This is a genomic window from Pseudomonas sp. P4_B4 (assembly GCF_056402255.1).
Map to the genome: position 1 here is coordinate 26,284 of NZ_JBFUHS010000001.1, position 25,169 is coordinate 51,452.

Below are 25,169 nucleotides of genomic sequence, written 5' to 3' on the forward strand. Positions count from 1 at the left end.
CCTTGTGGGAGCGAGCCTGCTCGCGAAGGCGTCATCAGCCTCACTGAAAATCTAACTGACTTTCAGCTCTGACAACGCGGGCAAAAAACGCTGGCGCGCTGCCCGAGCTTCACTTCCCGCAGGCCCGTGCCACAGACCTTGCAGTGTTCACCGCCACGGCCGTACACGAACAACTCCTGCTGGAAATAACCAGGCTGACCGTCACCACCGATAAAGTCCCGCAACGTGGTACCGCCGCGCTCGATAGCGGCTGCCAGGATGCGCTTGATCTCGATGGCCAGCTTCAAGTAACGCGCACGGGAAATGCTCTTGGCTTCGCGGCGCGGGTCGATCCCGGCGGCGAACAACGCTTCGGTCGCGTAGATATTGCCCACGCCCACCACCACCGCGTTATCCATGATGAACGGCTTGACCGCCATCGAACGTCCGCGGGACTGCTGGAACAATCGTTCGCCATCGAACAGGTCGGTCAGCGGTTCCGGCCCCAGGCGAATCAGCAATTCATGATTGAGCGGGTCGAGGCTCCAGAGCATTGCGCCGAAGCGGCGCGGGTCGGTGTAACGCAGGGCCAGGCCCGACTCCAGTTCGATGTCCACATGCTCATGCTTGGCCGCCGGCAGCCCGGCCTCCACAAGACGCAAATTGCCTGACATGCCCAAATGGCTGATCAAGGTGCCGACTTCGGCATTGATCAGCAGGTACTTGGCACGCCGCTCCACCAGCACGATTCGCTGCCCGGACAACCGCACATCGAGGTCCTCTGGAATTGGCCAGCGCAAGCGACGCTCACGCACGATCACCCGGCTGACCCGCTGGCCTTCCAGGTACGGCGCGATACCGCGACGGGTGGTTTCGACTTCTGGCAATTCAGGCATGGTGCTCTCGGCTCAGGCGCATGGCCTGGAAGGTTCCGACACTCAGCGATGAGTGCCGAGGTCGCGGATCGTCTGCTTGAGGGTCTCGAAGTCGTAGTCCGAGAGGCCGACATAATCGAGCACCAGCGGTGCGATGCTGTTCCACTCGTGATCTTCGGTCTGATTGCCCAGCACCCGGTACGATGCGCAAATGTGTTCGGCCATTTTCAGGATCGCCAACAGGTTCTTCAACGAACTGTTGCGCGAAGATTCATCGCTGAATATCGCCAAGGCATTGTGGTGATTGGCGATCGCAGCGCCCACGTGTTCCGGCAGACGCCAAGACTTGGCCGTGTAATACCCGACCACCGAGTGATTGGTATTGAACACCTGATTCTCCGTATCCACCACCCGGCATTCGGCACTGGCGTTGGCATAGGCCTGCTCCAGAACGCCCATGTAGTCGGGGAAACGCTGGAGCATCAAGGGCACGCCGCAGTCGTGGAACAGGCCCAGGGCATACGCTTCATCGCCATTTTCAATACCGATGCGCTTGGCCAGGGTCAGGCAGGTCATGGCCACGTCCTGAGCGGTGTCCCAGAATCGGTTCAGGGTGACAATGGTGTCGTCATTCATCTCGCCCTTGATCGACTGTGCATTGATCAGGTTGATGATCGAGCGGCTGCCCAGCAGATTCACCGCGCGCTGGATCGAAGCAATCTTGTTGCTCAGCCCGTAATACGGCGAATTGACGATCTTCAGCAGGGAACCGGAAAGCCCCGGATCCTGGGAGATCAGCTTGGCAATGACTTCCAGATCCGGGTCGGGCATGTACTGCTCCATCTGCAAATCCACCATGATTTGCGGCTGGGCCGGTACGCTGATGCCCTGCAGGGCTTGCTGGATCTGTTCGGAAGTCAGCTCTTGGGACATTTGTGCACACTCTGGGTCAGACGGTGATTCTAACCTTTATGAAGTTGGATCCGACATACCAAATCGCAAGGCAAGTCTTTGTGGCGAGGGGGCTTGCCCCCGTTCGGTCGCGAAGCGGCCGCCAAGCAGGCGAATGGGATGTGTCTGACATACCGTAGTTGCAGATTTCAGGGCCGCTTCGCGACCCAACGGGGGCAAGCCCCCTCGCCACATGTCCATTCGCAGGCCTACCCGGGATCTCAACACGCTATACTCCCGCTCTTTTTTCCGGAGCGACGACATGTCCCTGCCTAGCCTGCGCCTCAAAGCCAACGCCGACCGTCGTCTGCGCAACGGTCACTTGTGGGTCTACAGCAACGAAATCGATGTAGCCGCTACACCTTTGCACGGTTTCAAGGCCGGCGACCAGGCGATCCTCGAAGCCGCCGGCGGCAAGCCGCTGGGCATCGTTGCCATGAGCCCGAACAACCTGATCTGCGCCCGTGTGCTGTCGCGCGACATCAAGTTGCCGCTGGACAAGTCGCTGCTGGTACACCGCCTGAACGTGGCCCTGTCCCTGCGCGATCGCCTGTTCGACAAGCCGTTCTATCGCCTGGTCTACGGCGACTCCGACCTGCTGCCAGGCTTGGTGGTAGACCGTTTCGGCGACATCCTGGTGGTGCAGATCGCTTCGGCTACCATGGAAGCCCATAAAGACGACGTGATTGCAGCGCTGACCCAAGTGCTCAAGCCAAGCGGCATTCTGTTCAAGAACGACTCCGCTGCCCGTGACGCCGAAGGCCTCACCCGCTACGTCGAAACCGTATTCGGCCTGGTGCCAGAGTGGGTTGCCCTCGAAGAGAATGGCGTGAAATTCGAAGCGCCTGTCATCCAGGGTCAAAAGACCGGCTGGTTCTACGACCACCGCATGAACCGCGCACGCCTGGCGCCGTACGCCAAAGGCAAACGCGTGCTCGACCTCTACAGCTACATCGGCGGCTGGGGCGTGCAGGCTGCCGCGTTCGGCGCCAGTGAAGTGTTCTGCGTCGATGCGTCGGCCTTCGCCCTCGATGGCGTAGAGCGCAACGCCGCACTGAACGGCTTCGCCGAGAAAATGACCTGCATCGAAGGCGACGTGTTCGAAGCCCTCAAAGAGCTGAAAGCCAGCGAAGAACGCTTCGACGTAATCGTGGCCGACCCGCCGGCGTTCATCAAACGCAAGAAAGACATGAAGAACGGCGAAGGCGCCTACCGCCGCCTGAACGAGCAAGCCATGCGCCTGCTCACCAAGGACGGCATCCTGGTCAGCGCCTCCTGCTCGATGCACCTGCCGGAAGACGACCTGCAGAACATCCTGCTGACCAGCGCCCGCCACTTGGACCGCAATATCCAGATCTTGGAACGTGGCGGTCAGGGTCCGGATCATCCGGTGCATCCGGCGATTGCCGAGACACGGTATATCAAGAGCATTACTTGCCGGTTGTTGCCTAACAGCTAAAACCGCAAACCACTGTAGGAGCGAGCTCGCTCGCGATGGTCGTCAACGATAACGCGGGGAACCTGATACCCCGCGGCGTCTCTGAATTCATCGCGAGCAGGCTCGCTCCTACAGGTGCAGGACACATCCTGATCCACTGCCGAAGCGACAACCTCCCACCCCACGCCTACCGTTTTCTCTTCCCCATCACCGAAGAGGACAACGGAATGTCCAACACGCCAAAAGCCCATCGATTACGCACAGGTCGGCACTCGCAATCCGGTCGCATCTATCACCTGACCGCTGTCACCCATGAACGACAACCATTCTTCCAGGATTGGCGCACCGGCCGCTTTTTGGTGCACGAGTTCAGAAGGGCTCAGGAAGCCGGCAATGCCACGTCTATAGCCTGGGTAGTCATGCCGGATCACTTCCACTGGCTGATTGAATTGCACAACGGTGACTTACCGAAACTAGTGCAAGCCACCAAATCTCGCTGCACACGCCTCATCAATCAGAAACGAGATCTAAATGCTCCTGTATGGCAAAAGGGCTACTTCGACCGAGCCCTGCGTCGCGAGGAAGATCTGAAAGCCATCGCCCGATACATCATCGCCAACCCCCTACGCGCAGGCCTCGTCGACCATATCGGCGATTACCCGCTCTGGGACGCTATCTGGCTCTAATACACACCTACCCCTGTAGGAGCGAGCATGCTCGCGATGGTCGTCAACGATAACGCTGGCATCCTGACACCCCGCGGCGCTCTCAGGTTCATCGCGAGCAGGCTCGCTCCTACAAGGATTGCGTCTTTCCACACGTCTCGTGAATGCTTGCGGCCATTCCCTCCAGCCGCCAGCCGTGTAGAATCGCGAACATTCATCGCCAGTCATCCCCGGCGGGTTTATGAGCTCAAGCTGAAGCGCGCGGCGATCCCGCAAAGTTATCGGCAACTTCCGGACACGCGGCCATTTCTGAGTGTTCCAGACGTCAATAGAAGCTCACTTCCCTTTTGATACCTGATTAGCCGCCCGGAGTGCTTCATGCCTGATTACCGCTCGAAAACATCCACCCACGGCCGCAACATGGCCGGTGCCCGCGCACTGTGGCGCGCCACGGGGATGAAAGATGACGACTTCAAGAAGCCGATCATCGCCATTGCCAACTCGTTCACCCAGTTCGTACCGGGCCACGTGCACCTCAAGGACCTGGGCCAACTGGTCGCCCGCGAGATTGAACGCGCTGGCGGCGTGGCGAAGGAATTCAACACCATCGCTGTCGATGACGGCATCGCCATGGGCCACGACGGCATGCTCTATTCGCTGCCGAGCCGCGAGATCATCGCCGACTCCGTCGAGTACATGGTCAACGCCCACTGCGCCGATGCGATCGTCTGCATTTCCAACTGCGACAAGATCACCCCTGGCATGCTGATGGCGTCCCTGCGCCTGAACATCCCGGTGATCTTCATCTCCGGCGGCCCGATGGAAGCCGGCAAGACCAAACTCGCCTCCCACGGCCTCGACCTGGTCGACGCCATGGTGATCGCCGCCGACTCCAGCGCTTCTGACGAGAAAGTCGCCGAGTACGAGCGTAGCGCCTGCCCGACCTGCGGCTCGTGCTCCGGCATGTTCACCGCCAACTCGATGAACTGCCTGGTCGAAGCACTGGGTCTGGCATTGCCGGGCAACGGTTCGACCCTGGCCACCCACAGCGACCGCGAGCAGCTGTTCCTGCAGGCCGGCCGCACCATCGTCGAGCTGTGCAAGCGTTACTACGGCGAGAACGACGAGTCGGTATTGCCGCGCAACATCGCCAACTTCCAGGCGTTCGAAAACGCCATGACCCTGGACATCGCCATGGGCGGTTCCACCAACACCATCCTGCACTTGCTGGCCGCTGCCCAGGAAGCCGAGATCGATTTCGACCTGCGCGACATCGACCGCCTGTCCCGTCACGTGCCGCAACTGTGCAAGGTCGCGCCGAACATCCAGAAGTACCACATGGAAGACGTGCACCGCGCTGGCGGCATCTTCAGCATCCTCGGTTCGCTGGCCCGTGGTGGCTTGCTGCACACCCAGCTGCCGACCGTGCACAGCCGCAGCATGGAAGAAGCCATCGCCAAGTGGGACATCACCCAGACCACCGACGAAGCCGTGCACCACTTCTTCAAGGCCGGTCCTGCGGGCATCCCGACGCAAACCGCGTTCAGCCAGTCGACCCGTTGGGAAACCCTGGACGACGACCGTGAAAACGGCTGCATCCGCAGTGTCGAGCACGCTTACTCGCAAGAAGGCGGCCTGGCCGTGCTCTACGGCAACATCGCGCTCGATGGTTGCGTGGTGAAAACCGCCGGCGTCGACGAGTCGATCCACGTGTTCGAAGGCAACGCCAAGATCTTCGAAAGCCAGGACAGCGCCGTGCGCGGCATCCTTGCTGACGAAGTGAAAGAAGGCGACATCGTCATCATTCGCTACGAAGGCCCGAAAGGCGGCCCGGGCATGCAGGAAATGCTCTACCCGACTTCGTACCTGAAATCCAAAGGCCTGGGCAAAGCCTGCGCCCTGCTCACCGACGGCCGTTTCTCCGGCGGTACCTCGGGCCTTTCCATCGGCCACGCTTCACCTGAAGCAGCTGCCGGCGGCGCGATCGGCCTGGTACAGGACGGCGACAAGGTGCTGATCGACATTCCGAACCGCTCGATCAACCTGTTGGTCAGCGATGAAGAACTGGCTGCACGCCGGGTCGAGCAGGACAAGAAAGGCTGGAAACCGGTGGAAGTGCGTCCACGTAAAGTGACCACCGCACTGAAAGCCTACGCCCTGCTGGCCACCAGTGCCGACAAGGGTGCTGTGCGTAACAAGGCGATGCTTGATGGGCTGTAAGGCTTAATCGTCGAACATGAAAATGCCCCGCCAAGTGCGGGGCATTTTTTTTGGCTCAATTATCAGCCGATTACATCCCTCCTTGTGACCTCTAACTTGCCAACGCAAAATTCCATATTCCAAAGAGGCAAGTCTCAAGGTTGAGCCAAAAGCAAAAAATCGTCATTTTCCGGAGCAGGAAATCCGCGCAACTTGCCACATATAGTGGAGTGCCAGCAGTGTTGGCCCCAGAATTGCCCAGCTAATCCATATTTCGTGGTCGGGGTATGTGAACAAAATCAGCAGCAGAGGAGACATAGCTAGCAATCCCATCATTAACATTGCTGTTATAGCCAGCCTACGTCGTGACTCGGTAGTAGTGGGTCTGTTTAACGCCGCCAAAACAAGTCCGCAGGTTCCTAACCATGCGAGCGTGCTGAGCAACATGTAAAAAACTTCACCAGACCCCATAAAAAACAGGCTGAGCAGGGCCAATCCAAAGGCAGGCAGAACACCTCCAACTACATACATAGCTGACCGAAGAATGCGTATCACCATGTATATCTACTCCCTTAAAATATTTCTTGAGCTGAATAAACTCTCGGACTGATTGATGACTCATAACGCAAACCCACATCACCCAGGCCTTCGATGCGTGAAGTCAAGGATTTACCCACGGCTTGGCAACTTGTAGCTTGATAAGATAACGCTCATCTGTAGGACGCTTGTCGTCTCTAAAGCGATTGACCACCAGCATCACTTGATACTGATTACCCGCTTGCCAAGTAGACGTGCCACCTTTGTTCACGTCTCGCAATCGAGCCCGCCATTCGGGAGTGTCAGCAAATGGTGGATCGTCGATGACCCGAATGGGTATCCAGCCACCGTGGCGCCACTGCTTCTGCAGGTTAAGAACTATTTCAAGCGTCTCATCGAGTAATAGCGGCTCGATTTGAGGGGACATACGGACACTTCTGACTAACTCATCACTATCAAAACTAACCGTGAAAAAACGAGCTAGTGGTGTCACGAATCCGAACTGAGGATCCAGGAAACGAAGACGAGCATCCGATCTCGGTAATCTCCCCCAAAAATGCCCAGGAATGGCCGGACCAATGGCCGCGCTTGAGCGCTGACGCATGACTTCCCAAGGCTCGCCAATCGCCAGGGCAATCTCCGGCTCATCCGATAGTGCTCGGACCGCTGCCACTATCAACAGAGTCGCCACTGCGAGTGACAATATCCTGCGTCGCCAATCTATACGTTGCAGCAGACTCATCGCACGCCCCGACCTGCGGCAATGTCGAGAATCGCCTGCTCAATCAGGTGGCGATCAGAGCGCCGCAGCAGCTCATCAAACTGTGTCGCGGCTTTGAGCACAAAGGGCATGCGCTGATGGATATCGGCTAGGTTGGCAAAGTAATCGCTGCTGAAGCCAACGGTGCGTCCGTCTTCGCTGGGAAGGCACTGGCTAGCCAGGGTCAGCTCGACGGCTGCAGCAGCGCCGGAGGGGAAGTTCGTGACATAGGCGAAATGATTGCCACGTAGCAGAAGTACCAGTTGTACGTCGCTGTACATTGCTGATTGCAGAATGTTCTGTTGTTCGTGCCAAGCCAGATGCGCAACGCTTTCGGCAATGTTGCCAGCCTCAATGGCCGCGAAGGCTTGAAGTATTTCCTCATGGTAAGTGCCAAACTCCAGTTTTTCCTGCTCGATCGGCCACAACACAGGTTGTTGTACATGCCCAAATATGTTTTTTCGTGAAGCGAGGCATGTCTTGAGCGCCGACAACCCACGCTCCTTGTAAAAAGCATGCAGCGGAAATACATCCAGAAACAGCGTGGTATTGCCCAGCGCCAGCATGTCGTGCACGTACTGGAGTTGCCTCTGCACGTACGACAATGATTCACCTTCGAACCTGGGACCGCTGGGCAGCGGGTTATTGCGGCTGGCTTGTTCGTATTCCTGTTGCGCTTGTTCACGACGTTGTGAGCTTTGCTGCCGTTCACGCTCGCTTCGCTTGTCGAACAACCCGGAGAATCCTCTGCGGATCGCATCCCTCCAGCGTAATTGCGCTTCATGTTCGCCCTGGATCTTTTCGATCGAATCAGCCGCATGCAACAACCCACAACCCACCTGCTTGGAGGCGAACGCCGCTAGGCCCGCCCATTGGAAGCGCTGATCCTCCAGCCACAATCGGGCGTATGCCGCGTTGATCGCGCGATTACGCGCCTTTGGGTCGGCGATCAGGATGCCGCCCGGCGCCACGATGGCTTCGGCTCTTTGCTGATAGCTGCGCCAAAGGTTCTGGCAGACCTGTCCCGACTGCTCGCTATAGCTCGTTACAGGACGGCTCGTCGGCGGGGTGAAGCTGGAGGGGCGTGGCTCGGCTGTCGGTTGTCGTGCTTCGGCCGGCGTAGCGGGTTGCGCGGTGGCTCGGGCAGACGGCGCAACATTGCCGGTTTCTATCCGCTGGCTCCTGAAAGTCTGGTTGGCAATCAGCTTGGGCGGCGGGTCGCACTTGCACTTGCACAGGTCGTCGTGCAGGGCGGGCTTGCGTCCTTCCCACTCCTCCGACAGACGTGGACCGACGCAGATAATGGTCCCGGTGCTGTCGCATTCCGGGCATTTGACTTCATCGCCTTCGCGGGCCATGGCCTGGCCATTGATACTGCCGCGATGCCAGCCGCTGACGACGGTTCCCTTGACGGTGGTTTTGGCCCCGACGGTGATGTAGTAGCGCCTCATGCGAAATATGTCCTTGTCAGATCGAAAGGACGCACGCTAGAAGAGGCGAAGTGGAGGATAAATCAGACGTTTCCTTGATTGATGTAAGTCAATTCTGAAATGAGACTGGATATGGACATCTGTGTACTCGCGATAACCGTCGAATATGAAAATACCCCGCCAAGTGCGGGGCATTTTTTGTCCGCGCTATTCCTGCGGGTCGAGGTTATCCAACGCCTGATTCACCGCCAGCTCGCCCAACATGATCACCTGCGCAATCCCCAGCATCGTGCTGCGTTGCGAGCCTTCCAGCAGGCCGGCGAAATCGCTGGCCATCACATTGGCCGAGGCGAGGGATTCGCAGGCGTGGGCCAACAGGGTTTCGGTGTCGAGGCCAGGCGCGATCAAGAATGTTCGGCTGGGTTTGCGCGGGGTGGTGTTGATGTGGGCGCAGAGGTTGTCGGTATTTGGGGGATCGGGGGTAATTTTGAGCATAGATAAAACTCCCTACACATTAAGACAAGGAGCCATCACCCTCGCTACCAAACGAAGGGTGGCGGCCATGCGCAGGTTGGTAGACCGGGGTGTAAGGAAACCGGCGCGCCCGAAAGCGCCCTGTGCATGACCACCATAAAATGCAGAGACGTAAGAACGCCTGCAAATCATGATGCTTTGCACCCTACACAGCCGGGCTACCAAACCCGATCGCTGATGTTCAGCGACAAGTAGACGGTAGAGCCCGGGAGCAAGGCGCACAAGCCGGCGGATTCTGGCGTAGTCGTAGTCCATTACGCAAGAATGCGTAGGTTGCGACTGTCAGGAGATGTCGTTCAAGCGGAGGCTTTCATTGCACCGATTGGCCTCATCGCGAGCAAGCTCGCTCCCACAGGGGATCTTCGGTGTTCACACGGTCTGTGTTTCACCCGAGATCTTTGTGGGAGCGAGCTTGCTCGCGATGGCGGCGCCGCGGTCTTACTGGATGTCTTCAGGCTTCACGATCACCCAGTTCTTGTCCGCAGTCACCGTCAACCCTTCCTTGGCCTGGGCCGCGGCGTTCTTGGCCATCATGCCGTTGATCTGGGTCATGTACTTGTCCTTGCGGTTGACCCACAGGTGGATGCCGCCCTTGGCCACGTCAACGCTGTGGAACAGCATGTAACCGTCGCTGCTCGGGGTATCGCCGCCAACCAGCACCGGTTTTTTCCACTCGTCGATGTAGGTCAGGATTGCCGCCTGCTTGCCGGCCATCCAGGTCGCCGGGGTCCACAGGTACGGGGTCAGTTCCAGGCCGAGGTTGGCCTTCTCGTCATATTTGCCGGCGGTGACCTGCTTGCGCGCGGTGGTCAGCTCGCCAGTCTTCGGGTCCTTGAGCAGCAGCGACACGCCGATCACGTTCTGCGGTTTGACGTTGTAGCCGTACTTGGGATCGGCCGCGACCATGCGCACCAGTTCTTCGGAGGCGGCGGTCATCACGTAGACCTCGATGCCGTTCTCCATCAGTTTGTTGTACAGCTCTTGCTGGCCGGTGAAGATTTTCGGCGGGTTGACGTCGAGTTTCTTGACCACGTCGCCTTCGTAATACGTGGCCGGCACCGGTTTGCCGGACGCCATCATCTCGTCGACATAGCCCTTGAGTTCCTTGAGCGTGAAGCCGGAGAACACTTGGGCGACCCATGGATAGCAGACCATGTCGTCGACTTCGCAGAGGCGGTAGTAGTAGCTGAACAGGCTTTCCTTGTGGTCGGCGGTGTCCTTGAACGGCATCAGTTTCAGGGAGGGATCGAGCTTGTCGCGGGTGATCAGGCCCTTGTTCTCCATGAACGGCAGCAACGACTCTTCGAGGTCGTAGCGGTAACTGGTGTTGTCCATGTCGAACACCGCGTAGTTACCTTTGTTGGCGTTGGCGGCGATCATCGCGTCCAGCGCCTTGGCCTGATCGGCGGGCCAGTGTTTCAGATCCGTTGCAAGCACCTGGCCGGCAAGGCCCAGGCAAAGTGCTGCTGCCAGCAATTTCGGTGCGAACTTCATTGGCATGCTTCCCTTATAAAAAGACCCTGAATGAAAGAGATCGACGCTAACAAATAAGTGTGACAGTCCTCGTCTGTCAGCGACCGCCTTCGTCCCTTTCGCGCCAGTTGCATTTCTGACAGCGACATCCGCTTATTCCAAAAACGACGGAAACCATGCGTTTTTGATATTAATTCATTAATTTTCAAGCTGTTAGGCTTGCCGGTTCGCAGCTACCCCGGATGGTAGCTGGCACAAGTCTCACTCGGAGTTCTCATGAATCTGCCGCTGATTCTCAATCTGCTGGTGTTCCTCGCCCTGCTCCTGGGCTTGGCGCAAACCCGCCACACCACATGGAGCCTGGCGAAAAAAGTCCTGCTCGCGCTGGTGCTGGGCGTGGCGTTCGGTGTGGCGTTGCACACTGCCTACGGTGCCGGCAACCCGGTGCTGAAAACCTCGATCGGCTGGTTCGATCTGGTGGGCAACGGTTATGTGCAGCTACTGCAAATGATCGTGATCCCGCTGGTGTTCGCCTCGATCCTCAGCGCCGTGGCCCGTCTGCACAATGCTTCGTCTCTGGGCAAGATCAGCTTCCTGACCATCGGCACGCTGCTGTTCACCACGGCCATCGCGGCCTTGATCGGCATCGGCCTGACCAACCTGTTCGGCCTGACCGCCGAAGGCCTGGTGGCCGGCACCCAGGAAATGGCGCGCCTGCAAACCATCCAGACCGATTACGCCGGCAAGGTCGCCGACCTGAATGTGCCGCAGCTGTTGCTGTCGTTCATTCCGCAAAACCCGTTCGCCGACCTGGCGCGGGCCAAGCCGACGTCGATCATCAGTGTGGTGATATTCGCGGCGTTCCTGGGTGTCGCGGCCCTGCAATTGCTAAAGGATGATGCCGAGAAAGGTCAAAAAGTGATCAACGCCATCGACACCCTGCAAGCCTGGGTGATGCGCTTGGTGCGCCTGGTGATGAAGCTGACCCCATACGGCGTGCTGGCGCTGATGACCAAAGTGGTCGCAGGTTCCAACCTGCAAGACATCATCAAGCTCGGCAGTTTCGTGGTGGTGTCCTACATCGGCCTGGGTCTGATGTTTGTAGTGCATGGCGCGCTGGTGTCGGCCGCCGGGATCAATCCGCTGCGCTTCTTCCGCAAGATCTGGCCGGTGCTGACGTTTGCTTTCACCAGCCGCTCGAGCGCCGCGACGATTCCGTTGAGCATCGAGGCGCAGACCAGTCGTTTGGGCATTCCGCAGTCCATCGCCAGTTTCGCCGCTTCGTTTGGCGCAACCATTGGCCAGAACGGTTGTGCCGGCTTGTATCCGGCGATGTTGGCGGTGATGGTTGCACCGACTGTGGGCATCAACCCACTGGACCCGCTGTGGATCGCGACGCTGCTGGCGATTGTCACGCTGAGTTCGGCCGGTGTGGCCGGGGTGGGTGGCGGCGCGACCTTTGCCGCGCTGATCGTGCTGCCGGCGATGGGCTTGCCAGTGTCACTGGTGGCGTTGCTGATTTCGGTCGAGCCGCTGATTGATATGGGGCGTACGGCGTTGAATGTCAGTGGGTCGATGACGGCGGGGGCGATTACCAGTCAGGTGATGCAGCAGACTGATAAAGAACTGCTGGATGCGGATGAGCATTCGGCGTTGGCGCACGCTTAACGATCGAACAACTTTGTGGCGAGGGAGCTTGCTCCCGCTGGGTCGCGAAGCGGCCCCAATTTGGCCTGATGCAATCTTTCAGTAAGAATGCAGTGCAGGGTTTTGGGGCTGCTGCGCAGCCCAGCGGGAGCAAGCTCCCTCGCCACAGGTTTAGGCTTTTTCCCAGACTTCGAAGTTGTACGCCGGTTTGTCGCCTTCGGCCGGGTTCGGCACATTCGACACCAGTTTCCACTGGTTCAAATCAAACTCCGGAAACCACGCATCCCCTTCCGGGCTCAGCGCCACGCGAGTCAGGTATAGCCGATCAGCCTGCGCCAGCCCTTGCGCATACAACTGCGCACCACCAATCAGCATCAGCTCATCAACGCCCTGTTCCTTCGCCCATTCTTCGGCGCGAACGACGGCGGCTTCCAGCGACGGATAAACCTCCGCGCCTTCCAGCACCAGATCCGCCTGACGGCTGACCACGATGTTCAACCGGCCCGGTAGCGGGCGACCGAGGGAGTCCCAGGTCTTGCGGCCCATGATGATCGGCTTGCCGAGCGTAGTGGCCTTGAAATATTTGAAGTCCCCCGGCAAGTGCCAGGGCATGCTGTTGTCGACGCCGATCACACGGTTTTCACCGAGGGCTGCGATCAGGCTGAGGGGGAGTGATTTAGTCATGCCGGCGAGGATACCAGAGCCTCGCTTTCGCCGATAAGCGCCACAGCGGTTATGCTCACAGCTCAATTAAGCGACGGGATGCCGCGTGACTGAACTGAATAACCTCTGGCTGACAGAAACCATCCGCCTGCGCGAAGAGTACGCTGGCCCTCTGGAAGACGTTGAAGCCAACCGACTGGCCCGCAGCGCCGGCGGCGATTTGCCGTTGCGCATTCAACGCCGGGCCCTGTGGCTGGCCGAGCGCGATGGCCTGGCCGATGCCCTCAAGCACTGGCTGCAAGGCGCGCGACTGGCGCTGATCGTCATGGCGGTGCTGGCGGTGATCAGCGGCGCCGGCCTGGCCTTTGCTGCAATGGGCGACGGCCTTTACCCGGTGAATGTGTTCTGGGCCTTGGGCAGCCTGCTCGGGCTCAACCTGATCCTGCTGCTGAGCTGGGCCCTGGGCCTGGTGTTTGCCGGCGAACACGGCGCCAGCCTCGGACGCCTATGGCTGTGGCTTAGCGAAAAGCTCGCCCGGGACGCCAAAGCCGCACAATTGGCACCGGCCCTGCTGTTATTGCTGCAACGCCAGAAACTCAATCGCTGGGCGATCGGCGTGCTGGTCAACAGCCTGTGGTTGCTGGCGATGGTCAGCGCGCTGGTGATCCTGCTGACGTTGATGGCGACCCGGCGCTACGGTTTCGTCTGGGAAACCACCATTCTCAGTGCCGACACCTTTATCGCCGTGACCCAGGCCCTTGGCGCGCTGCCGGCCCTGCTCGGTTTCAGTGTGCCGACCGAGGAGATGATCCGTGCCAGCGGCGACGCCGCACTGAACATAGAAAGTGCCCGTCAGGCCTGGGCCGCCTGGTTGGTAGGTGTGTTGCTGGTTTACGGCGTGGTGCCGCGCCTGCTGCTCGCACTGTGTTGCCTGTGGCGCTGGAAGACGGGTCAAACGGCGCTGCGTCTGGATTTGAACCTGCCCGGTTACGCGCAACTGCGCGAACGCTTGATGCCCACCAGCGAACGTCTCGGCATCAGCGATGCGGCGCCTGAGCAATTGCATCGCGTGGAAAGCGGCGTCAGCGAACAACAAAGTGATGGTGCTCTATTGGTCGCCATCGAGCTGGACGACGACCGCCCGTGGCCGCCGCAATTGCCGAAAAACGTCAACAACGCGGGCATTCTCGACAGCCGCGAATCGCGACACAAACTCCTCGAACAACTGAGCCGCTTTCCCCCGGCGCGCCTGGCCATTGCGTGCGATCCACGGCGCTCGCCGGATCGCGGCAGCCTGGCCTTGATTGCCGAACTGGCCCGCAGCGCCAGCGCCACCCGCGTGTGGTTGTTGCAGGCGCCCCCCGGTGAAGCGCTGGACGCCGAACGCCTGGGCGACTGGCACGTGGCGCTGCAACAGCTTGAGTTGCCGTTTGCCGATTGCGCACCGATGAACTGGCTGGAGTCCGGTCATGACTGACACCTGGAAGCAGCCCCTGAAACTCGCCGTGGTCGGCCACACCAACGTCGGCAAAACCTCGTTGCTGCGCACCCTGACCCGCGACGTCGGCTTCGGTGAAGTGTCCCATCGCCCCAGCACCACGCGGCACGTCGAAGGCGCACGGTTGTCGGTGGACGGCGAGCCCTTGCTCGATCTCTACGACACCCCGGGCCTGGAAGACGCCATCGCCCTGCTCGACTACCTCGAACGCCTGGAGCGTCCCGGCGAACGCCTCGACGGCCCGGCGCGGCTGGCGCGTTTCCTTGATGGCAGCGAAGCCCGGCAACGCTTCGAACAGGAGGCCAAGGTGCTGCGCCAGTTGCTGGCGTCGGACGCCGGGCTCTATGTGATCGACGCCCGGGAGCCGGTGCTGGCCAAGTATCGCGATGAACTGGAAGTGCTGGTCAGCTGCGGTAAACCGCTGCTGCCGGTGTTGAATTTCGTCAGCAGCGCCAACCACCGCGAGCCGGCATGGCGAGAAGCGTTGGCACGGCTGGGCTTGCATGCCTTGGTGCGCTTTGACAGTGTCGCGCCGCCGGAAGATGGCGAGCGTCGACTCTATGAAAGTCTCGCCCTGCTGCTGGAATCTGCCCGGCCGCAACTCGAACGCCTGATCGCCGATCAGCAAGCCCAGCGTCTGGCTCGCCAGCAAAGTGCGGCGCGGTTGATTGCCGAATTATTGATCGATTGCGCGGCTTGTCGGCGCAGCGTGGTCAGTGAAGCCGAACAGGAACAGCAGGCGATCAGCGAACTGCGCAAAGCCGTGCGTCAACGGGAGCAGCGTTGCGTCGAGGCCCTGCTCAAGCTCTACGCCTTCCGCCCACAGGATGCCGCCGCCAGTGATTTGCCGCTGCTCGACGGCCGTTGGGGCGATGACCTGTTCAACCCGGAAACCCTGAAGCAACTGGGCGTGCGGGTCGGCGGCGGAATCGCCGCGGGTGCTGCCGCCGGGGCAGGGGTTGATCTGCTGGTCGGTGGCATCACCCTCGGCGCCGCCGCACTGGCCGGGGCCATCGCCGGCGGCGCGCTGCAAACCGCGCGCAGTTATGGCAGCCGCTTGCTGGGCAAGATCAAGGGCCAGCGCGAACTGACGGTGGATGACAACGTGCTGCGCCTGTTGGCGCTGCGCCAGCGGCAATTGCTGCAAGCACTCAATACCCGTGGGCACGCTGCGATGGACAGTATTCAGGTCGCCACGCCACAGGATAAAACCTGGCGCGAAGGCAAACTGCCCGAAGCGCTGAACAAGGCGCGGGCGCACCCGCAGTGGTCGTCGCTCAATCCTCATCCAAAGTTGAATCAGGCGGAGCGGCAGGAGCAGGTTGAGGTTTTGGCACAGCAGCTGTAGTCACCTGAACATTTATGTTGTTTGAACTGCTCGCGATGGCCGCGACTCGGTGCCAGCGCTTTACGCCGCCAACAGCCGCACCGCTTTGTCCTTCAACACCGCCAGATCAATCACCGGCACATGCATCTCTTTCGCCAGTTCATCCCATTGGCGCATGCGCAAACTCACGGCACACACCGGGTCCTGCTCGAACGCCTCAGCCTCTACAGCCGTCATCACACCGCCCTGGTATTCCAGGGTCCGGCGGCTGGCTTCACTCAAACGCTCGTAGTATCCCGGCTCTTTGAGCGTCAGATAACGCTTGGCCTGCACGTGGTACTCCACCAGCCGCGCCATGCGTTCGCTAAAGCCGGCTCGACGCAGGTAGTCGGCACCGAGCCGCTCATGGCTGACCACACCGAAGCCGCCCATGTTCTCCGCACTTTCAGCGCAGATATGCCCGATGTCATGGAAGAACGCTGCCAGCACCACTTCATCGTCGAAGCCTTCTGCCATGGCCAGCTCCGCCGCCTGGGACATGTGCTCAATCTGCGACACCGGCTCGCCGATGTAGTCGCTGTCGCCAAAACGCTCGTACAGGGCGAACACTTCGGCAATCACTTGCTCTTTTCGCTCCATCAGATTTCTCCCAATACCGTGGCAACGTTGCGTTCAGCTATTGCCGGCCCGACGCTCATGCCGACACCGGTGTGCATCAACGCCGCGCTCAGGCCTTTTACCGGGCGCAGGAACGAGAACGGTCCCGGCCCCCGAGAACCATAGACGCCTTGCCAGCGTTCGATCACTTGCACCTTGCAGCCCAGGGTCTGCTCGGCCAGTTCGATCATCCAGTCGTCGACCTGCTCGGCATTGAAGGGCGACGGATCACTGCCGTAGTGGTGCGAATCGCCGATGATCAATTCGCCATAGGGCGTCGGGCTGATCAGCAGGTGGATGCCGTTTTCGTGCAGGTGCGGCGCGTGGCGCAGAATGTCTGCCTGCACCGCTGCGGCCTCGGGCAAGTCGGCGAAGGCGCCGTAGTGCACGCAGCTCAAACCAGTGAGCAACGCATGTTGCAGGTTGAGGTTGATTTGCGGTCGGGCGCGGAGCATTTGCAGGCGACAGATTTGCGGCTCGAGTTCGGCGATCTGCTCGGCCAGCAATGTCTGATAATCGTGGCCGGAGCAGACGATGATCTGCTCGGCACTGAAGCTGCCGGCGGTGCTGTGCAAACGACCCGGCTCGATATCGCGCACCAGGGTGGAGAAGTGAAACTCGACGCCCAAGCCGCGGCGCAGAAAATCGATCAACGCCGGAATCGCTTCGCGCGAATACAACTGCTGGTCGTCCATGCCATGCAAGGCCGCGCGGTGATGGCGGAACTGGCCGCCGTACAAATCACGCAGCGCAGCGCCGCGCAACAGGTCGACGCGGTAACCGTGCTCCACCGCGCGGCCGTCGCAAAAGGCTTCCAGCAACTGCTCTTCCGCCTCGGTACGGGCGAACAGGTACGAGCCATTGCGCTTGAGTTGCAGGCCGGCGAGCTGCGCCCAATCGCCCCAGATTCCGCGACTGGCGCGGGCCAGTTCCAGCATCGCTCCCGGCGGCTGGCCGGTGACCAGTGCCTGGCCGAAGTTGCGCACCGAAGCGCCGACAGGCGTTTCGCTGCGCTCGAAAACCGTGACCTTCAGACCGCGCTTGGCAGCGGCATACGCGTGGGACAAACCCAGGATGCCGGCGCCGACGATCAGCATGTCGTTGTGGTGTGTCATGGAGTTTTGTCCTGAATTCGAAACCGCCATCGCGAGCAAGCTCGCTCCCACATTGGTTTTGTGTTCGACGCACATCCCCTGTGGGAGCGAGCTTGCTCGCGATGAGGCCCTGTCAGCCGATAAAGACCTTACTTGGCCGCCACTTTCTCGGACTTGCCGTCATAGCGCTTGCGCCATTCGGTCAGGATCTCGTCGCGGTTCTTCGAAGCCCAGGCGAAGTCGTTCTTGATCAGGCGCTGCTCGTAGTCAGCCGGCAGTTCGGTCTGCGGCTTGGCGATACCAGGCTGAGCAAGCACGGCGAAGTTTTCTTTGTAGAGATCCATCGCCTCTGGGCTGGCGGAGAAGTCAGCCAGTTTCTTCGCCGCTTCCTCGTGGGCAGTGCCCTTGATCACCGCAGTCGCTTCGATCTCCCAACCCAGGCCTTCCTTCGGCAGGATGATGTCCAGCGGTGCGCCCTGGCGTTTCAGCTGAACCGCCGGGTACTCAAAGGAAATACCAATCGGGAACTCCCCAGCCGCCGCCAGTTTGCAAGGCTTGGAGCCGGAGTGAACGTACTGGCCGATGTTCTGGTGCAGGCCGTCCATGTACGCCCAGCCCTGCTTCTCGCCGAAGGTTTGCAGCCAGGCGCTGACGTCGAGGAAACCGGTGCCGGACGATGCCGGGTTCGGCATGACGATCTTGCCTTTGTACTCAGGCTTGGTCAGGTCCTGCCAGCTCACAGGTTTGGTCAGGCCCTGCTTTTCGGCTTCGACGGTGTTGAAGCAAATGGTCGCGGCCCAGACGTCCATGCCGACCCAGGCTGGTGGGTTGGCCGCGTCGCGGTAGTTGGCGCCGATCTTGCCCAGGTCTTTCGGTGCGTAGCTTTGCAGCATGCCTTGCTGATCGAGAATCGCCAGGCTGGAAGCAGCCAGCCCCCATACGGCGTCAGCCTGTGGACGGGCTTTTTCGGCCAGCAGTTTGGCGGTGATGATGCCGGTGGAATCACGCACCCATTTGATTTCGACGTCCGGGTTGGCCTTTTCGAAAGCTTCTTTGTAGGTCTTCAGTTGTTCGGCTTCGAGGGCGGTGTACACCGTCAACTCGGTTTTCGCCGCAAAGGCGTTCAGGCTGAAAGCGGTGAGGACAGCAGCGGCCAGGGCCATAGGCTTGAACATGATCTTTTCCTGTTTTTTGAGTTGAGGGGTTGTGCAGATTCAATGACCGGGTGCGGTCTGCCGCCAGGCCTGCGAGCGGCGCAGCAAACCGCGCGAGGCCCAGGCCAGCAGCAGGGACACGCCCGCCGAGGTAATCAGGATCAGGGTCGACATCGCTGCCGCGCCGCCGACGTTACCGGCGTCGTCCATGTTCAGCACCGCCACCGCCGCGAGGATGGTGTCGGGGCTGTAGAGGAAGATCGCCGCCGAAACGGTGGTCATGGCCGAGACGAACAGGTAGCGCACGATGTCCAGCAGCGCCGGCAGGCAGATCGGCACGGTGACCCGCAGGTAATGACGGTACAGCGGCGCCTTGAGCGACAGCGCGGCGGCTTCGAACTCGGCATCGAGTTGACGCAGCGCGGTGGTGGCGGTCATTTGCGCGGTGGTCAAATAGTGAGCAATGGTGCAGACGATCAGCAGTGTCATGGTCCCGTAGAGCACATGCAGCGGGTTGCCAGTAAGGTTGAAGAAGAAGACGTAACCCAGCCCCAGCACCAGGCCCGGCACCGCCATCGGGACGAAACTGAGCATGCGCAAGGTCAGGTTCAGGCCGCGCTGGCCCTTGGTTTTTTCCATCAGGTAGGCGCCGGTGAAAATCAGCAAGCTGCCAATCAACGCCGTGCCCAGGGCCATCTTCAAGCTGTTGCCGTAGGCCAGCCAGCCACCGCCGGCGGTTTCGTTGAACTGATAATGGTTGAGCGACAGCGACAGGTTGTACGGCCAGAACTTCACCAGGGACGAGAACACTGCCATGCCGAACACCATCAGCAACGCGGCGCAGATCAGCAGGACAATGGCCAGGTAGCAACTGTCGCGCAGCTTCGACGGCGCGGGCTTGAACACCTGGGCGCGACCGCTCATGGAGTCGCCGTGACGACGACGCAACCAGGCATCGACGCCGAAGCTGAACAGCGCCGGCAGCAACAGCACCATGCCGATCAACGCCCCGCGACCGAACTGTTGCTGGCCGACCACCGCCTTGTAAGCTTCCAGCGCCAGCACCTGATAGTCGCCACCGACCACCACCGGCACACCGAAGTCAGTGATGGTCAGGGTGAACACCAGACAGAACGCGGCGAACACAGCCTGACGGGTCGCCGGCCAGGTGATGCTGCGGAAGGCTTTTGCAGGACTCGCGCCCATGCTGGAGGCGGCATCGAACAGTCGCGCATCGGCCAGGGACAGGGCCGACAGAAGAATCATCAAGGCGTGCGGGAAGGTGTAGATGACTTCACCAAGCACAATGCCCCAGAAGCCGTAGATGTTGTCCGAGAGCAGGCCACGCAGCATGCCCTGGTTGCCGAACAGATAAACCAGCGCGATGCCCGGCAACATCGACGGCGCCATCAATGGCAGCAGCGAAATGCCACGCCAGATGCCTTTAGCCGGAATCAAGGTGCGTTGCAGCGCGTAGGCAAACAGGTAGGCCAGCGGTACGACAATGGCCGCGACGCTGAGGGAAACCTTCAGGCTGTTACCGAGCAACCAGTGGAAGTTCTCGCTGGTCACCAGTTCTTTGGCGGCAATCCAACCACCACCCTGCCCGGCTTCGGCGCTGAAGCCGCGCCAGAAGATCGCCAGCAATGGCATCAATACGGCAACACCCAACAACACCAGCATGAGGACTTTGCCGCCGACCACGAACAACCGGTCACCGATCTCGGCGCGGGTGGTCTGCCGAACCTGCTTGTGCGGCAGCGGCAGCGCGATGTTCGCGCTCATCAGGCAAACACCTGCAGGCTGCGCGGCGGCAAGGCGACCATGATCTGCTGGGCGCCAAGGCGTGGCATGGCTTCCGGTGCCAGCTCCGCCAACAGCGCATGGCCCGGCAATTGATCGAGTTCAAAGCTCATGCGGCAGCGGTTGCCGAGGAAGGTGATTTCACGAACCTTGGCCGGGAACAGGTTTTCCTCGTGCACCAGCGGGTTGACGTTGATCGCTTCCGGACGGCAGAACAAACGGCCCGACGCGGTCTTGGCGCTGCCTTCGGCCAGGCGCATGTTCAGCCCGCCGACCTGGGCGTGGCTGTCACTGCTGCGCTGGAACGGCAACCAGTTACCCTGGCCGACGAACTCCGCCACAAATGGCGTGGCCGGGCGGTTGTAGATTTCCTGCGGCGTGGCGTACTGCTCGACCTTGCCGTTGTTCATCACGGCGATGCGGTCGGCCATCAGCATGGCCTCGTCCTGGTTGTGGGTGACCATCAGGGTGGTGATGCCGAGGTTGCGTTGCAGTTGGCGCAGTTCGGTGCACAGATGCTCGCGCACCCGGGCATCGAGGGCCGACATCGGTTCGTCCAGCAGCAATAGCGAAGGTGCCGGGGCCAGGGCGCGAGCCAGTGCAACCCGCTGCTGCTGGCCGCCGGACAACTGGCCGGGATACTTTTTCTCGCTGCCGCTCAGGCCGACCAGTTCCAGCATCTGACCGACACGACGGCGCACCTCGTCGCGACCGCTGCCGGCGAGGCCGTAGGCAATGTTCGCTTCGACGGTGAGATTGGGGAACAACGCATAGGACTGGAACAGAATGCCGTAGTCCCGCGCCTGGGGTGCGAGGTGGGAAACGTCGCGATCGCCCAGGTACAACTCGCCGCGGTCCTGCTTCTCCAGACCGGCGATGCAACGCAGCAAAGTGGTTTTGCCGCAGCCCGACGGGCCCAACAGACACACCAGCTCACCGGCCGCCACGTCGAGGGAAACGTTGTCCAGCGCGGTGAAGGCGCCAAAGCGTTTCTGTACGCCGCGCACTTTCATCGGTGCGCCGGGGTTGGTCAGGGCAGTTGCGATCGAGTTGTTCATGGACGGACCTCATCTGGCAGATGGGGCCATCCTAGAGTTGTAATGAGTCCGTCATGTGGCAGTAAGGCAAAAACTGCCGATAGTGGTATTCGGGATTTTTGGTTATTGGACAATAACTAACTTGTGGCGAGGGAGCTTGCTCCCGCTGGGCTGCGAAGCGGCCCTAAAAATGGGACTGCTGCGCAGTCCAACGGGAGCAAGCTCCCTCGCCACAGAGTTCTACACAGGGGCCATTTCCTGCGCCAACCCCAGAAACGCCGCCGGCAGTCGCGCGCCTTTGCGCTCCTTGAGGCAGTACAGGTATTCGGGAATCTGCGGCGCATTCTCGATGGTCAGCACCCGCAATTGCGGATCATGGGGCACTTCCTGCCGGGCAATGATGCTGATGCCGATGTTGCGCAGTACCGCTTCGCGGATCGATTCGCGGCTGCCGATCTCCAACAGCGGACCGAAACACACACTGGCGCTGGCCAGCAGCTCCTCGGTCAGGCGGCGGGTGGTCGAGCCCGGTTCGCGCATCAGCAGGGTGTGCCCGGTCAAGGCGCCGAGCGGCACGTGATCGTGAACCGCCAGTGGATGATTGCGATGCACCGCCAGCACCAGCGGATCGCTGCCGAGCACCCGGCGAATCAGCCGCGCGTCTTCGAGCAACTGCGACGACGCTGCGACATCGACCCGGTAATCCTCCAGCGCTTCCAGCACTTGCTGGGAGTTGCCGATTTCCACCGAAACCTCAACCTGCGGCAGACGCTCGCGGAACGTTTTCACCAGGTCGAGGATGTAATACGGCGCCGTGGCGGCAATACGCAATGTGCCCTGGACCTGGCCGCAGTTGCGCAGGAAAAACTCGATGTCGGCTTCCTGCTGCATCAGCACCTTGACCATCGGCAGCAGCCGCGCGCCCTCCTCGCTGACGCTGAGACGCCGGCCGCCACGGTAGAACAGTTCGACCGAATACTGACTTTCGAGGTTGCGGATTTGCGTCGTCACCGTCGGCTGGCTCAGGCCGAGCTTTTTGGCAGCCTGGGTAATGCTGCCCAGGCGGGCCACCATGTAAAACGCCTTCAGCTCCGCACTCAGCACAACCGTCCCTCATCCTTTACTTGCGCAGCAGGCGCAAACCGTTGAACACCACCAGCAGACTCACGCCCATGTCGGCGAACACCGCCATCCACATGGTAGCGACCCCGGCGAAGGTTACCCCAAGAAAGATCGCCTTGATGACCAAAGCCAGGGCGATGTTCTGTTTGAGGATGCTCGATGTCTGTCGCGACAGGCGAATGAATGCCGGAATTTTGCGCAGATCGTCGTCCATCAGGGCGACATCGGCGGTTTCGATAGCGGTATCGGTACCTGCAGCGGCCATGGCGAAACCGATCTCGGAACGCGCCAGCGCCGGGGCGTCGTTGATGCCATCGCCGACCATGCCGACCCGATACCCCTGGGCATAAAGAGCCTCGATGGCCTGCAATTTGTCGCCTGGCAACAGGTCGCCCTTGGCTTCGTCGATGCCGACTTGCGCGGCAATGGCCTGCGCGGTGTGGACGTTATCGCCAGTGAGCATCAGGGTTTTGATACCCAGGTCATGCAGCTGCAGGATGGCTTCGCGGCTGGACGTTTTTACCGTATCGGCGACGGCGAACAGCGACAACGGGCCGGTTGAATCAAGCAGCAGCACCACCGACTTGCCTTGTTTTTCCAGGGCAAACAGCTTTTCTTCCAGCGCCGGCGAACACAGGCCCAGATCCTCTACCAGTCGATGGTTGCCCAAATGGTAGAGCTGGCCGTTGATCTCGCCGCGCACCCCGCGCCCGCCCAGCGCTTCGAAGTTATCCACAATCAGCGGGGCGGTTTGGTTATCCACAGCCGCTTTGGCGATGGCCAGGGAAACCGGGTGATCCGAGCGCCCGGCCAGCGCGGCAGCAATGGCTGGTGCCGAGTCGTCGGCGGTCGGGTCCAGCGACAGGTAATCGGTCTGCACCGGTTTGCCGTGGGTGATGGTGCCGGTCTTGTCCAGGGCCAGGTAGTCGAGCTTGTAACCACCCTCCAGATAGACGCCGCCCTTGACCAGGATGCCTTTGCGCGCCGCCGCCGCGAGGCCGCTGACGATGGTCACCGGCGTGGAAATCACCAGCGCACACGGGCAGGCCACCACCAGCAGCACCAGCGCCCGGTAGATCCAGTCGAACCACAACGCGCCCATGAACATTGGCGGGATCACCGCCACGGCCAAGGCCAGGACGAACACCGCCGGGGTGTAGATTTTCGAGAAGCTGTCGACGAAACGCTGGGTCGGCGCCCGCGCGCCCTGAGCCTGCTCGACGGCGTGGATGATGCGGGCCAGGGTCGAGTTATCCGCCGCGGCGGTCACCGCGTATTCCAGGGAACCGGCCTGATTGATGGTGCCGGCGAAGACTTTGTCGCCGACGGTTTTTTCCACTGGCAGGCTTTCACCGGTAATTGGCGCCTGGTCGATGGTCGAGCGACCGGACAGCACTTCGCCGTCCAGGCCGATACGCTCGCCGGGGCGCACCCGTACCCGCGCGCCGAGCCCAATACTTTTGACATCCTGCTCAAGCCAGCTCCCGTCAGCCTGCAACACCGTTGCCGTGTCCGGGGTCATCTGCATCAGGCCGCCGATGGCATTACGCGCACGGTCTAGGGATTTGGCCTCGATCAACTCGGCCACGGTAAACAGGAACATCACCATCGCCGCTTCCGGCCACTGGCCGATCAGCACCGCGCCGGTCACGGCAATGCTCATCAGGGCGTTGATGTTCAGGTTGCGGTTTTTAAGGGCGATCCAGCCTTTTTTGTAAGTGCCGAGGCCACCACTGAGGATCGAGACCAGCGCGATAACCGCCACCACCCAGTTCGGCGCGAAACCGGTGAAGTGGATAACCTCTGCCAGCAATGCACCAACACCGGACAGCGCCAAGGGCCACCACGGCTTTTTCCGGGGCGCCGGCGTCGGGGTTTCAGCACCCTGATCCATCGGTTCGGCCTGCATGCCCAAGGACTTGATGGCTTCGACGATCGGCTCGATACCGGGCAAATCGTGGGTCACGCCGAGCACCCGATTAATCAGATTGAACTCTAGCTGCTGCACGCCGGTCAGTTTGCTTAGCTTATTTTGGATCAGTGTCTGTTCGGTCGGGCAGTCCATCGCCTCGATGCGAAAACTGCTCACTCGGGCCCCGGGCGTCGGCGATTTGCTCAGTTTTATCAACGCGGGTGCCGTCGCCCTGGATGAACAGCAGGCGTCGCCATGACCGCCGTGGTCATGTTTTTGCACGGGTTTGAGCTTGTGGCTGTGCTCGTATTCAGCCCCGGGTTTGCGGGAATGCAGGGAATCGCTCATTGGTTACGTCCATAAGAGTGCCTGTTGCCAAGTAAAGACCCTGTAGCCACTATAGGGTCAAGCACC

The 25,169-nt window shown here is 60.6% G+C and carries 21 protein-coding genes and 1 pseudogene; 7 read left to right on the forward strand and 15 right to left on the reverse strand.

Annotated features, from left to right (window positions below; all coding sequences use genetic code 11):
- Window positions 1-62 precede the first annotated feature (62 nt).
- Together mutM and AC1DVE_RS00155 are read right to left on the reverse strand one after the other, a co-directional pair.
- A complete protein-coding gene (mutM, locus tag AC1DVE_RS00150) occupies window positions 63-875 on the reverse strand; it encodes a bifunctional DNA-formamidopyrimidine glycosylase/DNA-(apurinic or apyrimidinic site) lyase (RefSeq protein WP_007995486.1) in 813 nt (270 codons plus the stop codon).
- 42 nt (window positions 876-917) lie between these two features.
- Window positions 918-1,787, reverse strand: a complete 870-nt coding sequence (locus AC1DVE_RS00155) for an HDOD domain-containing protein (RefSeq protein WP_223455912.1) — start codon at window positions 1,785-1,787, stop codon at window positions 918-920.
- Window positions 1,788-2,067: 280 nt separating this feature from the next.
- Between AC1DVE_RS00155 and AC1DVE_RS00160 the strand changes: the two genes are divergently transcribed.
- The 4 genes and pseudogenes from AC1DVE_RS00160 (at window position 2,068) to ilvD (ending at window position 6,128) form a co-directional block, all read left to right on the forward strand.
- On the forward strand, window positions 2,068-3,264 hold the full coding sequence (locus AC1DVE_RS00160; RefSeq protein WP_046039197.1) for a class I SAM-dependent rRNA methyltransferase: 1,197 nt from the start codon (window positions 2,068-2,070) through the stop codon (window positions 3,262-3,264).
- A 206-nt stretch (window positions 3,265-3,470) separates the two neighbouring features.
- The gene (locus tag AC1DVE_RS00165; RefSeq protein WP_223455921.1) at window positions 3,471-3,929 is read left to right on the forward strand and encodes an REP-associated tyrosine transposase; all 459 of its coding nucleotides are present in this window, start codon (window positions 3,471-3,473) and stop codon (window positions 3,927-3,929) included.
- 27 nt (window positions 3,930-3,956) lie between these two features.
- Window positions 3,957-4,043 (forward strand): annotated as a pseudogene (locus tag AC1DVE_RS00170) (outer membrane lipoprotein carrier protein LolA); the annotation flags it as partial.
- A 243-nt stretch (window positions 4,044-4,286) separates the two neighbouring features.
- Complete coding sequence (gene ilvD, locus AC1DVE_RS00175) at window positions 4,287-6,128, forward strand: dihydroxy-acid dehydratase (protein ID WP_223532999.1); 1,842 nt, start codon at window positions 4,287-4,289, stop codon at window positions 6,126-6,128.
- A gap of 162 nt (window positions 6,129-6,290) precedes the next feature.
- Here the strand turns inward: ilvD and AC1DVE_RS00180 are convergent, their stop codons facing one another.
- The 5 genes from AC1DVE_RS00180 to AC1DVE_RS00200 form a co-directional block, all read right to left on the reverse strand.
- The gene (locus tag AC1DVE_RS00180; protein ID WP_223455910.1) at window positions 6,291-6,665 is read right to left on the reverse strand and encodes a hypothetical protein; all 375 of its coding nucleotides are present in this window, start codon (window positions 6,663-6,665) and stop codon (window positions 6,291-6,293) included.
- Window positions 6,666-6,768: 103 nt separating this feature from the next.
- Window positions 6,769-7,386 (reverse strand): hypothetical protein, encoded by a 618-nt coding sequence (locus tag AC1DVE_RS00185; protein WP_223455909.1) that lies wholly within the window; start codon window positions 7,384-7,386, stop codon window positions 6,769-6,771.
- A complete protein-coding gene (locus AC1DVE_RS00190; RefSeq protein WP_223455908.1) occupies window positions 7,383-8,855 on the reverse strand; it encodes a PAAR domain-containing protein in 1,473 nt (490 codons plus the stop codon). Before AC1DVE_RS00190 ends, AC1DVE_RS00185 begins: the two co-directional genes overlap by 4 nt.
- Before the next feature lie 186 nt (window positions 8,856-9,041).
- A complete protein-coding gene (locus tag AC1DVE_RS00195; protein ID WP_223455907.1) occupies window positions 9,042-9,329 on the reverse strand; it encodes a DUF6124 family protein in 288 nt (95 codons plus the stop codon).
- 477 nt (window positions 9,330-9,806) lie between these two features.
- Window positions 9,807-10,862 carry an HAD family hydrolase gene (locus AC1DVE_RS00200; RefSeq protein WP_095945314.1) on the reverse strand — a complete coding sequence of 352 codons (1,056 nt, stop codon included), beginning with the start codon at window positions 10,860-10,862 and terminating at the stop codon, window positions 9,807-9,809.
- A gap of 255 nt (window positions 10,863-11,117) precedes the next feature.
- Here AC1DVE_RS00200 and AC1DVE_RS00205 point away from each other — a divergent pair, with 255 nt between their 5' ends.
- Complete coding sequence (locus tag AC1DVE_RS00205) at window positions 11,118-12,509, forward strand: L-cystine transporter (protein ID WP_223455906.1); 1,392 nt, start codon at window positions 11,118-11,120, stop codon at window positions 12,507-12,509.
- Window positions 12,510-12,659: 150 nt separating this feature from the next.
- On the opposite strand, the gene AC1DVE_RS00210 is transcribed toward AC1DVE_RS00205, so the two are convergent.
- Window positions 12,660-13,172: a dihydrofolate reductase gene (locus tag AC1DVE_RS00210; RefSeq protein ID WP_096817529.1), complete on the reverse strand. Its 513-nt coding sequence runs from the start codon at window positions 13,170-13,172 to the stop codon at window positions 12,660-12,662.
- A gap of 85 nt (window positions 13,173-13,257) precedes the next feature.
- On the opposite strand from AC1DVE_RS00210, the gene AC1DVE_RS00215 reads away from it, so the two are divergent.
- The gene (locus tag AC1DVE_RS00215; protein WP_223455905.1) at window positions 13,258-14,628 is read left to right on the forward strand and encodes a DUF2868 domain-containing protein; all 1,371 of its coding nucleotides are present in this window, start codon (window positions 13,258-13,260) and stop codon (window positions 14,626-14,628) included.
- Entirely contained in the window at window positions 14,621-15,997 is a 1,377-nt protein-coding gene (locus AC1DVE_RS00220; protein ID WP_223455904.1) for a GTPase/DUF3482 domain-containing protein, read from the forward strand. The genes AC1DVE_RS00215 and AC1DVE_RS00220 overlap by 8 nt, the downstream gene beginning before the upstream one ends.
- 60 nt (window positions 15,998-16,057) lie before the next feature.
- Here AC1DVE_RS00220 and AC1DVE_RS00225 read toward each other — a convergent pair whose 3' ends face one another.
- The 7 genes from AC1DVE_RS00225 to AC1DVE_RS00255 form a co-directional block, all read right to left on the reverse strand.
- Entirely contained in the window at window positions 16,058-16,615 is a 558-nt protein-coding gene (locus AC1DVE_RS00225) for a phosphonate degradation HD-domain oxygenase (protein WP_223455903.1), read from the reverse strand.
- Entirely contained in the window at window positions 16,615-17,748 is a 1,134-nt protein-coding gene (locus AC1DVE_RS00230) for a TIGR03364 family FAD-dependent oxidoreductase (RefSeq protein WP_223455902.1), read from the reverse strand. Before AC1DVE_RS00230 ends, AC1DVE_RS00225 begins: the two co-directional genes overlap by 1 nt.
- 128 nt (window positions 17,749-17,876) lie before the next feature.
- Entirely contained in the window at window positions 17,877-18,902 is a 1,026-nt protein-coding gene (locus tag AC1DVE_RS00235) for a putative 2-aminoethylphosphonate ABC transporter substrate-binding protein (RefSeq protein WP_046039177.1), read from the reverse strand.
- Between the two features lie 39 nt (window positions 18,903-18,941).
- On the reverse strand, window positions 18,942-20,666 hold the full coding sequence (locus AC1DVE_RS00240; protein ID WP_223455901.1) for a putative 2-aminoethylphosphonate ABC transporter permease subunit: 1,725 nt from the start codon (window positions 20,664-20,666) through the stop codon (window positions 18,942-18,944).
- Window positions 20,666-21,742, reverse strand: a complete 1,077-nt coding sequence (locus tag AC1DVE_RS00245) for a putative 2-aminoethylphosphonate ABC transporter ATP-binding protein (RefSeq protein WP_223455900.1) — start codon at window positions 21,740-21,742, stop codon at window positions 20,666-20,668. Before AC1DVE_RS00245 ends, AC1DVE_RS00240 begins: the two co-directional genes overlap by 1 nt.
- A 219-nt stretch (window positions 21,743-21,961) precedes the next feature.
- On the reverse strand, window positions 21,962-22,825 hold the full coding sequence (locus tag AC1DVE_RS00250) for a LysR family transcriptional regulator (RefSeq protein WP_223455899.1): 864 nt from the start codon (window positions 22,823-22,825) through the stop codon (window positions 21,962-21,964).
- Window positions 22,826-22,841: 16 nt separating this feature from the next.
- On the reverse strand, window positions 22,842-25,103 hold the full coding sequence (locus tag AC1DVE_RS00255; RefSeq protein ID WP_223455898.1) for a heavy metal translocating P-type ATPase: 2,262 nt from the start codon (window positions 25,101-25,103) through the stop codon (window positions 22,842-22,844).
- Window positions 25,104-25,169 lie beyond the last annotated feature (66 nt).

Coding starts and splice junctions, on each gene's coding strand:
- AC1DVE_RS00245 (WP_223455900.1), bottom strand. CDS start 21,742: ATGAACAACTCGATCGCAACTGCCCTGACCAACCCCGGCGCACCGATG.
- AC1DVE_RS00160 (WP_046039197.1), top strand. CDS start 2,068: ATGTCCCTGCCTAGCCTGCGCCTCAAAGCCAACGCCGACCGTCGTCTG.
- AC1DVE_RS00205 (WP_223455906.1), top strand. CDS start 11,118: ATGAATCTGCCGCTGATTCTCAATCTGCTGGTGTTCCTCGCCCTGCTC.
- AC1DVE_RS00255 (WP_223455898.1), bottom strand. CDS start 25,103: ATGAGCGATTCCCTGCATTCCCGCAAACCCGGGGCTGAATACGAGCAC.
- AC1DVE_RS00200 (WP_095945314.1), bottom strand. CDS start 10,862: ATGAAGTTCGCACCGAAATTGCTGGCAGCAGCACTTTGCCTGGGCCTT.
- AC1DVE_RS00235 (WP_046039177.1), bottom strand. CDS start 18,902: ATGTTCAAGCCTATGGCCCTGGCCGCTGCTGTCCTCACCGCTTTCAGC.
- AC1DVE_RS00180 (WP_223455910.1), bottom strand. CDS start 6,665: ATGGTGATACGCATTCTTCGGTCAGCTATGTATGTAGTTGGAGGTGTT.
- ilvD (WP_223532999.1), top strand. CDS start 4,287: ATGCCTGATTACCGCTCGAAAACATCCACCCACGGCCGCAACATGGCC.
- AC1DVE_RS00220 (WP_223455904.1), top strand. CDS start 14,621: ATGACTGACACCTGGAAGCAGCCCCTGAAACTCGCCGTGGTCGGCCAC.
- AC1DVE_RS00225 (WP_223455903.1), bottom strand. CDS start 16,615: ATGGAGCGAAAAGAGCAAGTGATTGCCGAAGTGTTCGCCCTGTACGAG.
- AC1DVE_RS00240 (WP_223455901.1), bottom strand. CDS start 20,666: ATGAGCGCGAACATCGCGCTGCCGCTGCCGCACAAGCAGGTTCGGCAG.
- AC1DVE_RS00210 (WP_096817529.1), bottom strand. CDS start 13,172: ATGACTAAATCACTCCCCCTCAGCCTGATCGCAGCCCTCGGTGAAAAC.
- AC1DVE_RS00190 (WP_223455908.1), bottom strand. CDS start 8,855: ATGAGGCGCTACTACATCACCGTCGGGGCCAAAACCACCGTCAAGGGA.
- AC1DVE_RS00195 (WP_223455907.1), bottom strand. CDS start 9,329: ATGCTCAAAATTACCCCCGATCCCCCAAATACCGACAACCTCTGCGCC.
- AC1DVE_RS00230 (WP_223455902.1), bottom strand. CDS start 17,748: ATGACACACCACAACGACATGCTGATCGTCGGCGCCGGCATCCTGGGT.
- AC1DVE_RS00165 (WP_223455921.1), top strand. CDS start 3,471: ATGTCCAACACGCCAAAAGCCCATCGATTACGCACAGGTCGGCACTCG.
- AC1DVE_RS00155 (WP_223455912.1), bottom strand. CDS start 1,787: ATGTCCCAAGAGCTGACTTCCGAACAGATCCAGCAAGCCCTGCAGGGC.
- AC1DVE_RS00185 (WP_223455909.1), bottom strand. CDS start 7,386: ATGAGTCTGCTGCAACGTATAGATTGGCGACGCAGGATATTGTCACTC.
- mutM (WP_007995486.1), bottom strand. CDS start 875: ATGCCTGAATTGCCAGAAGTCGAAACCACCCGTCGCGGTATCGCGCCG.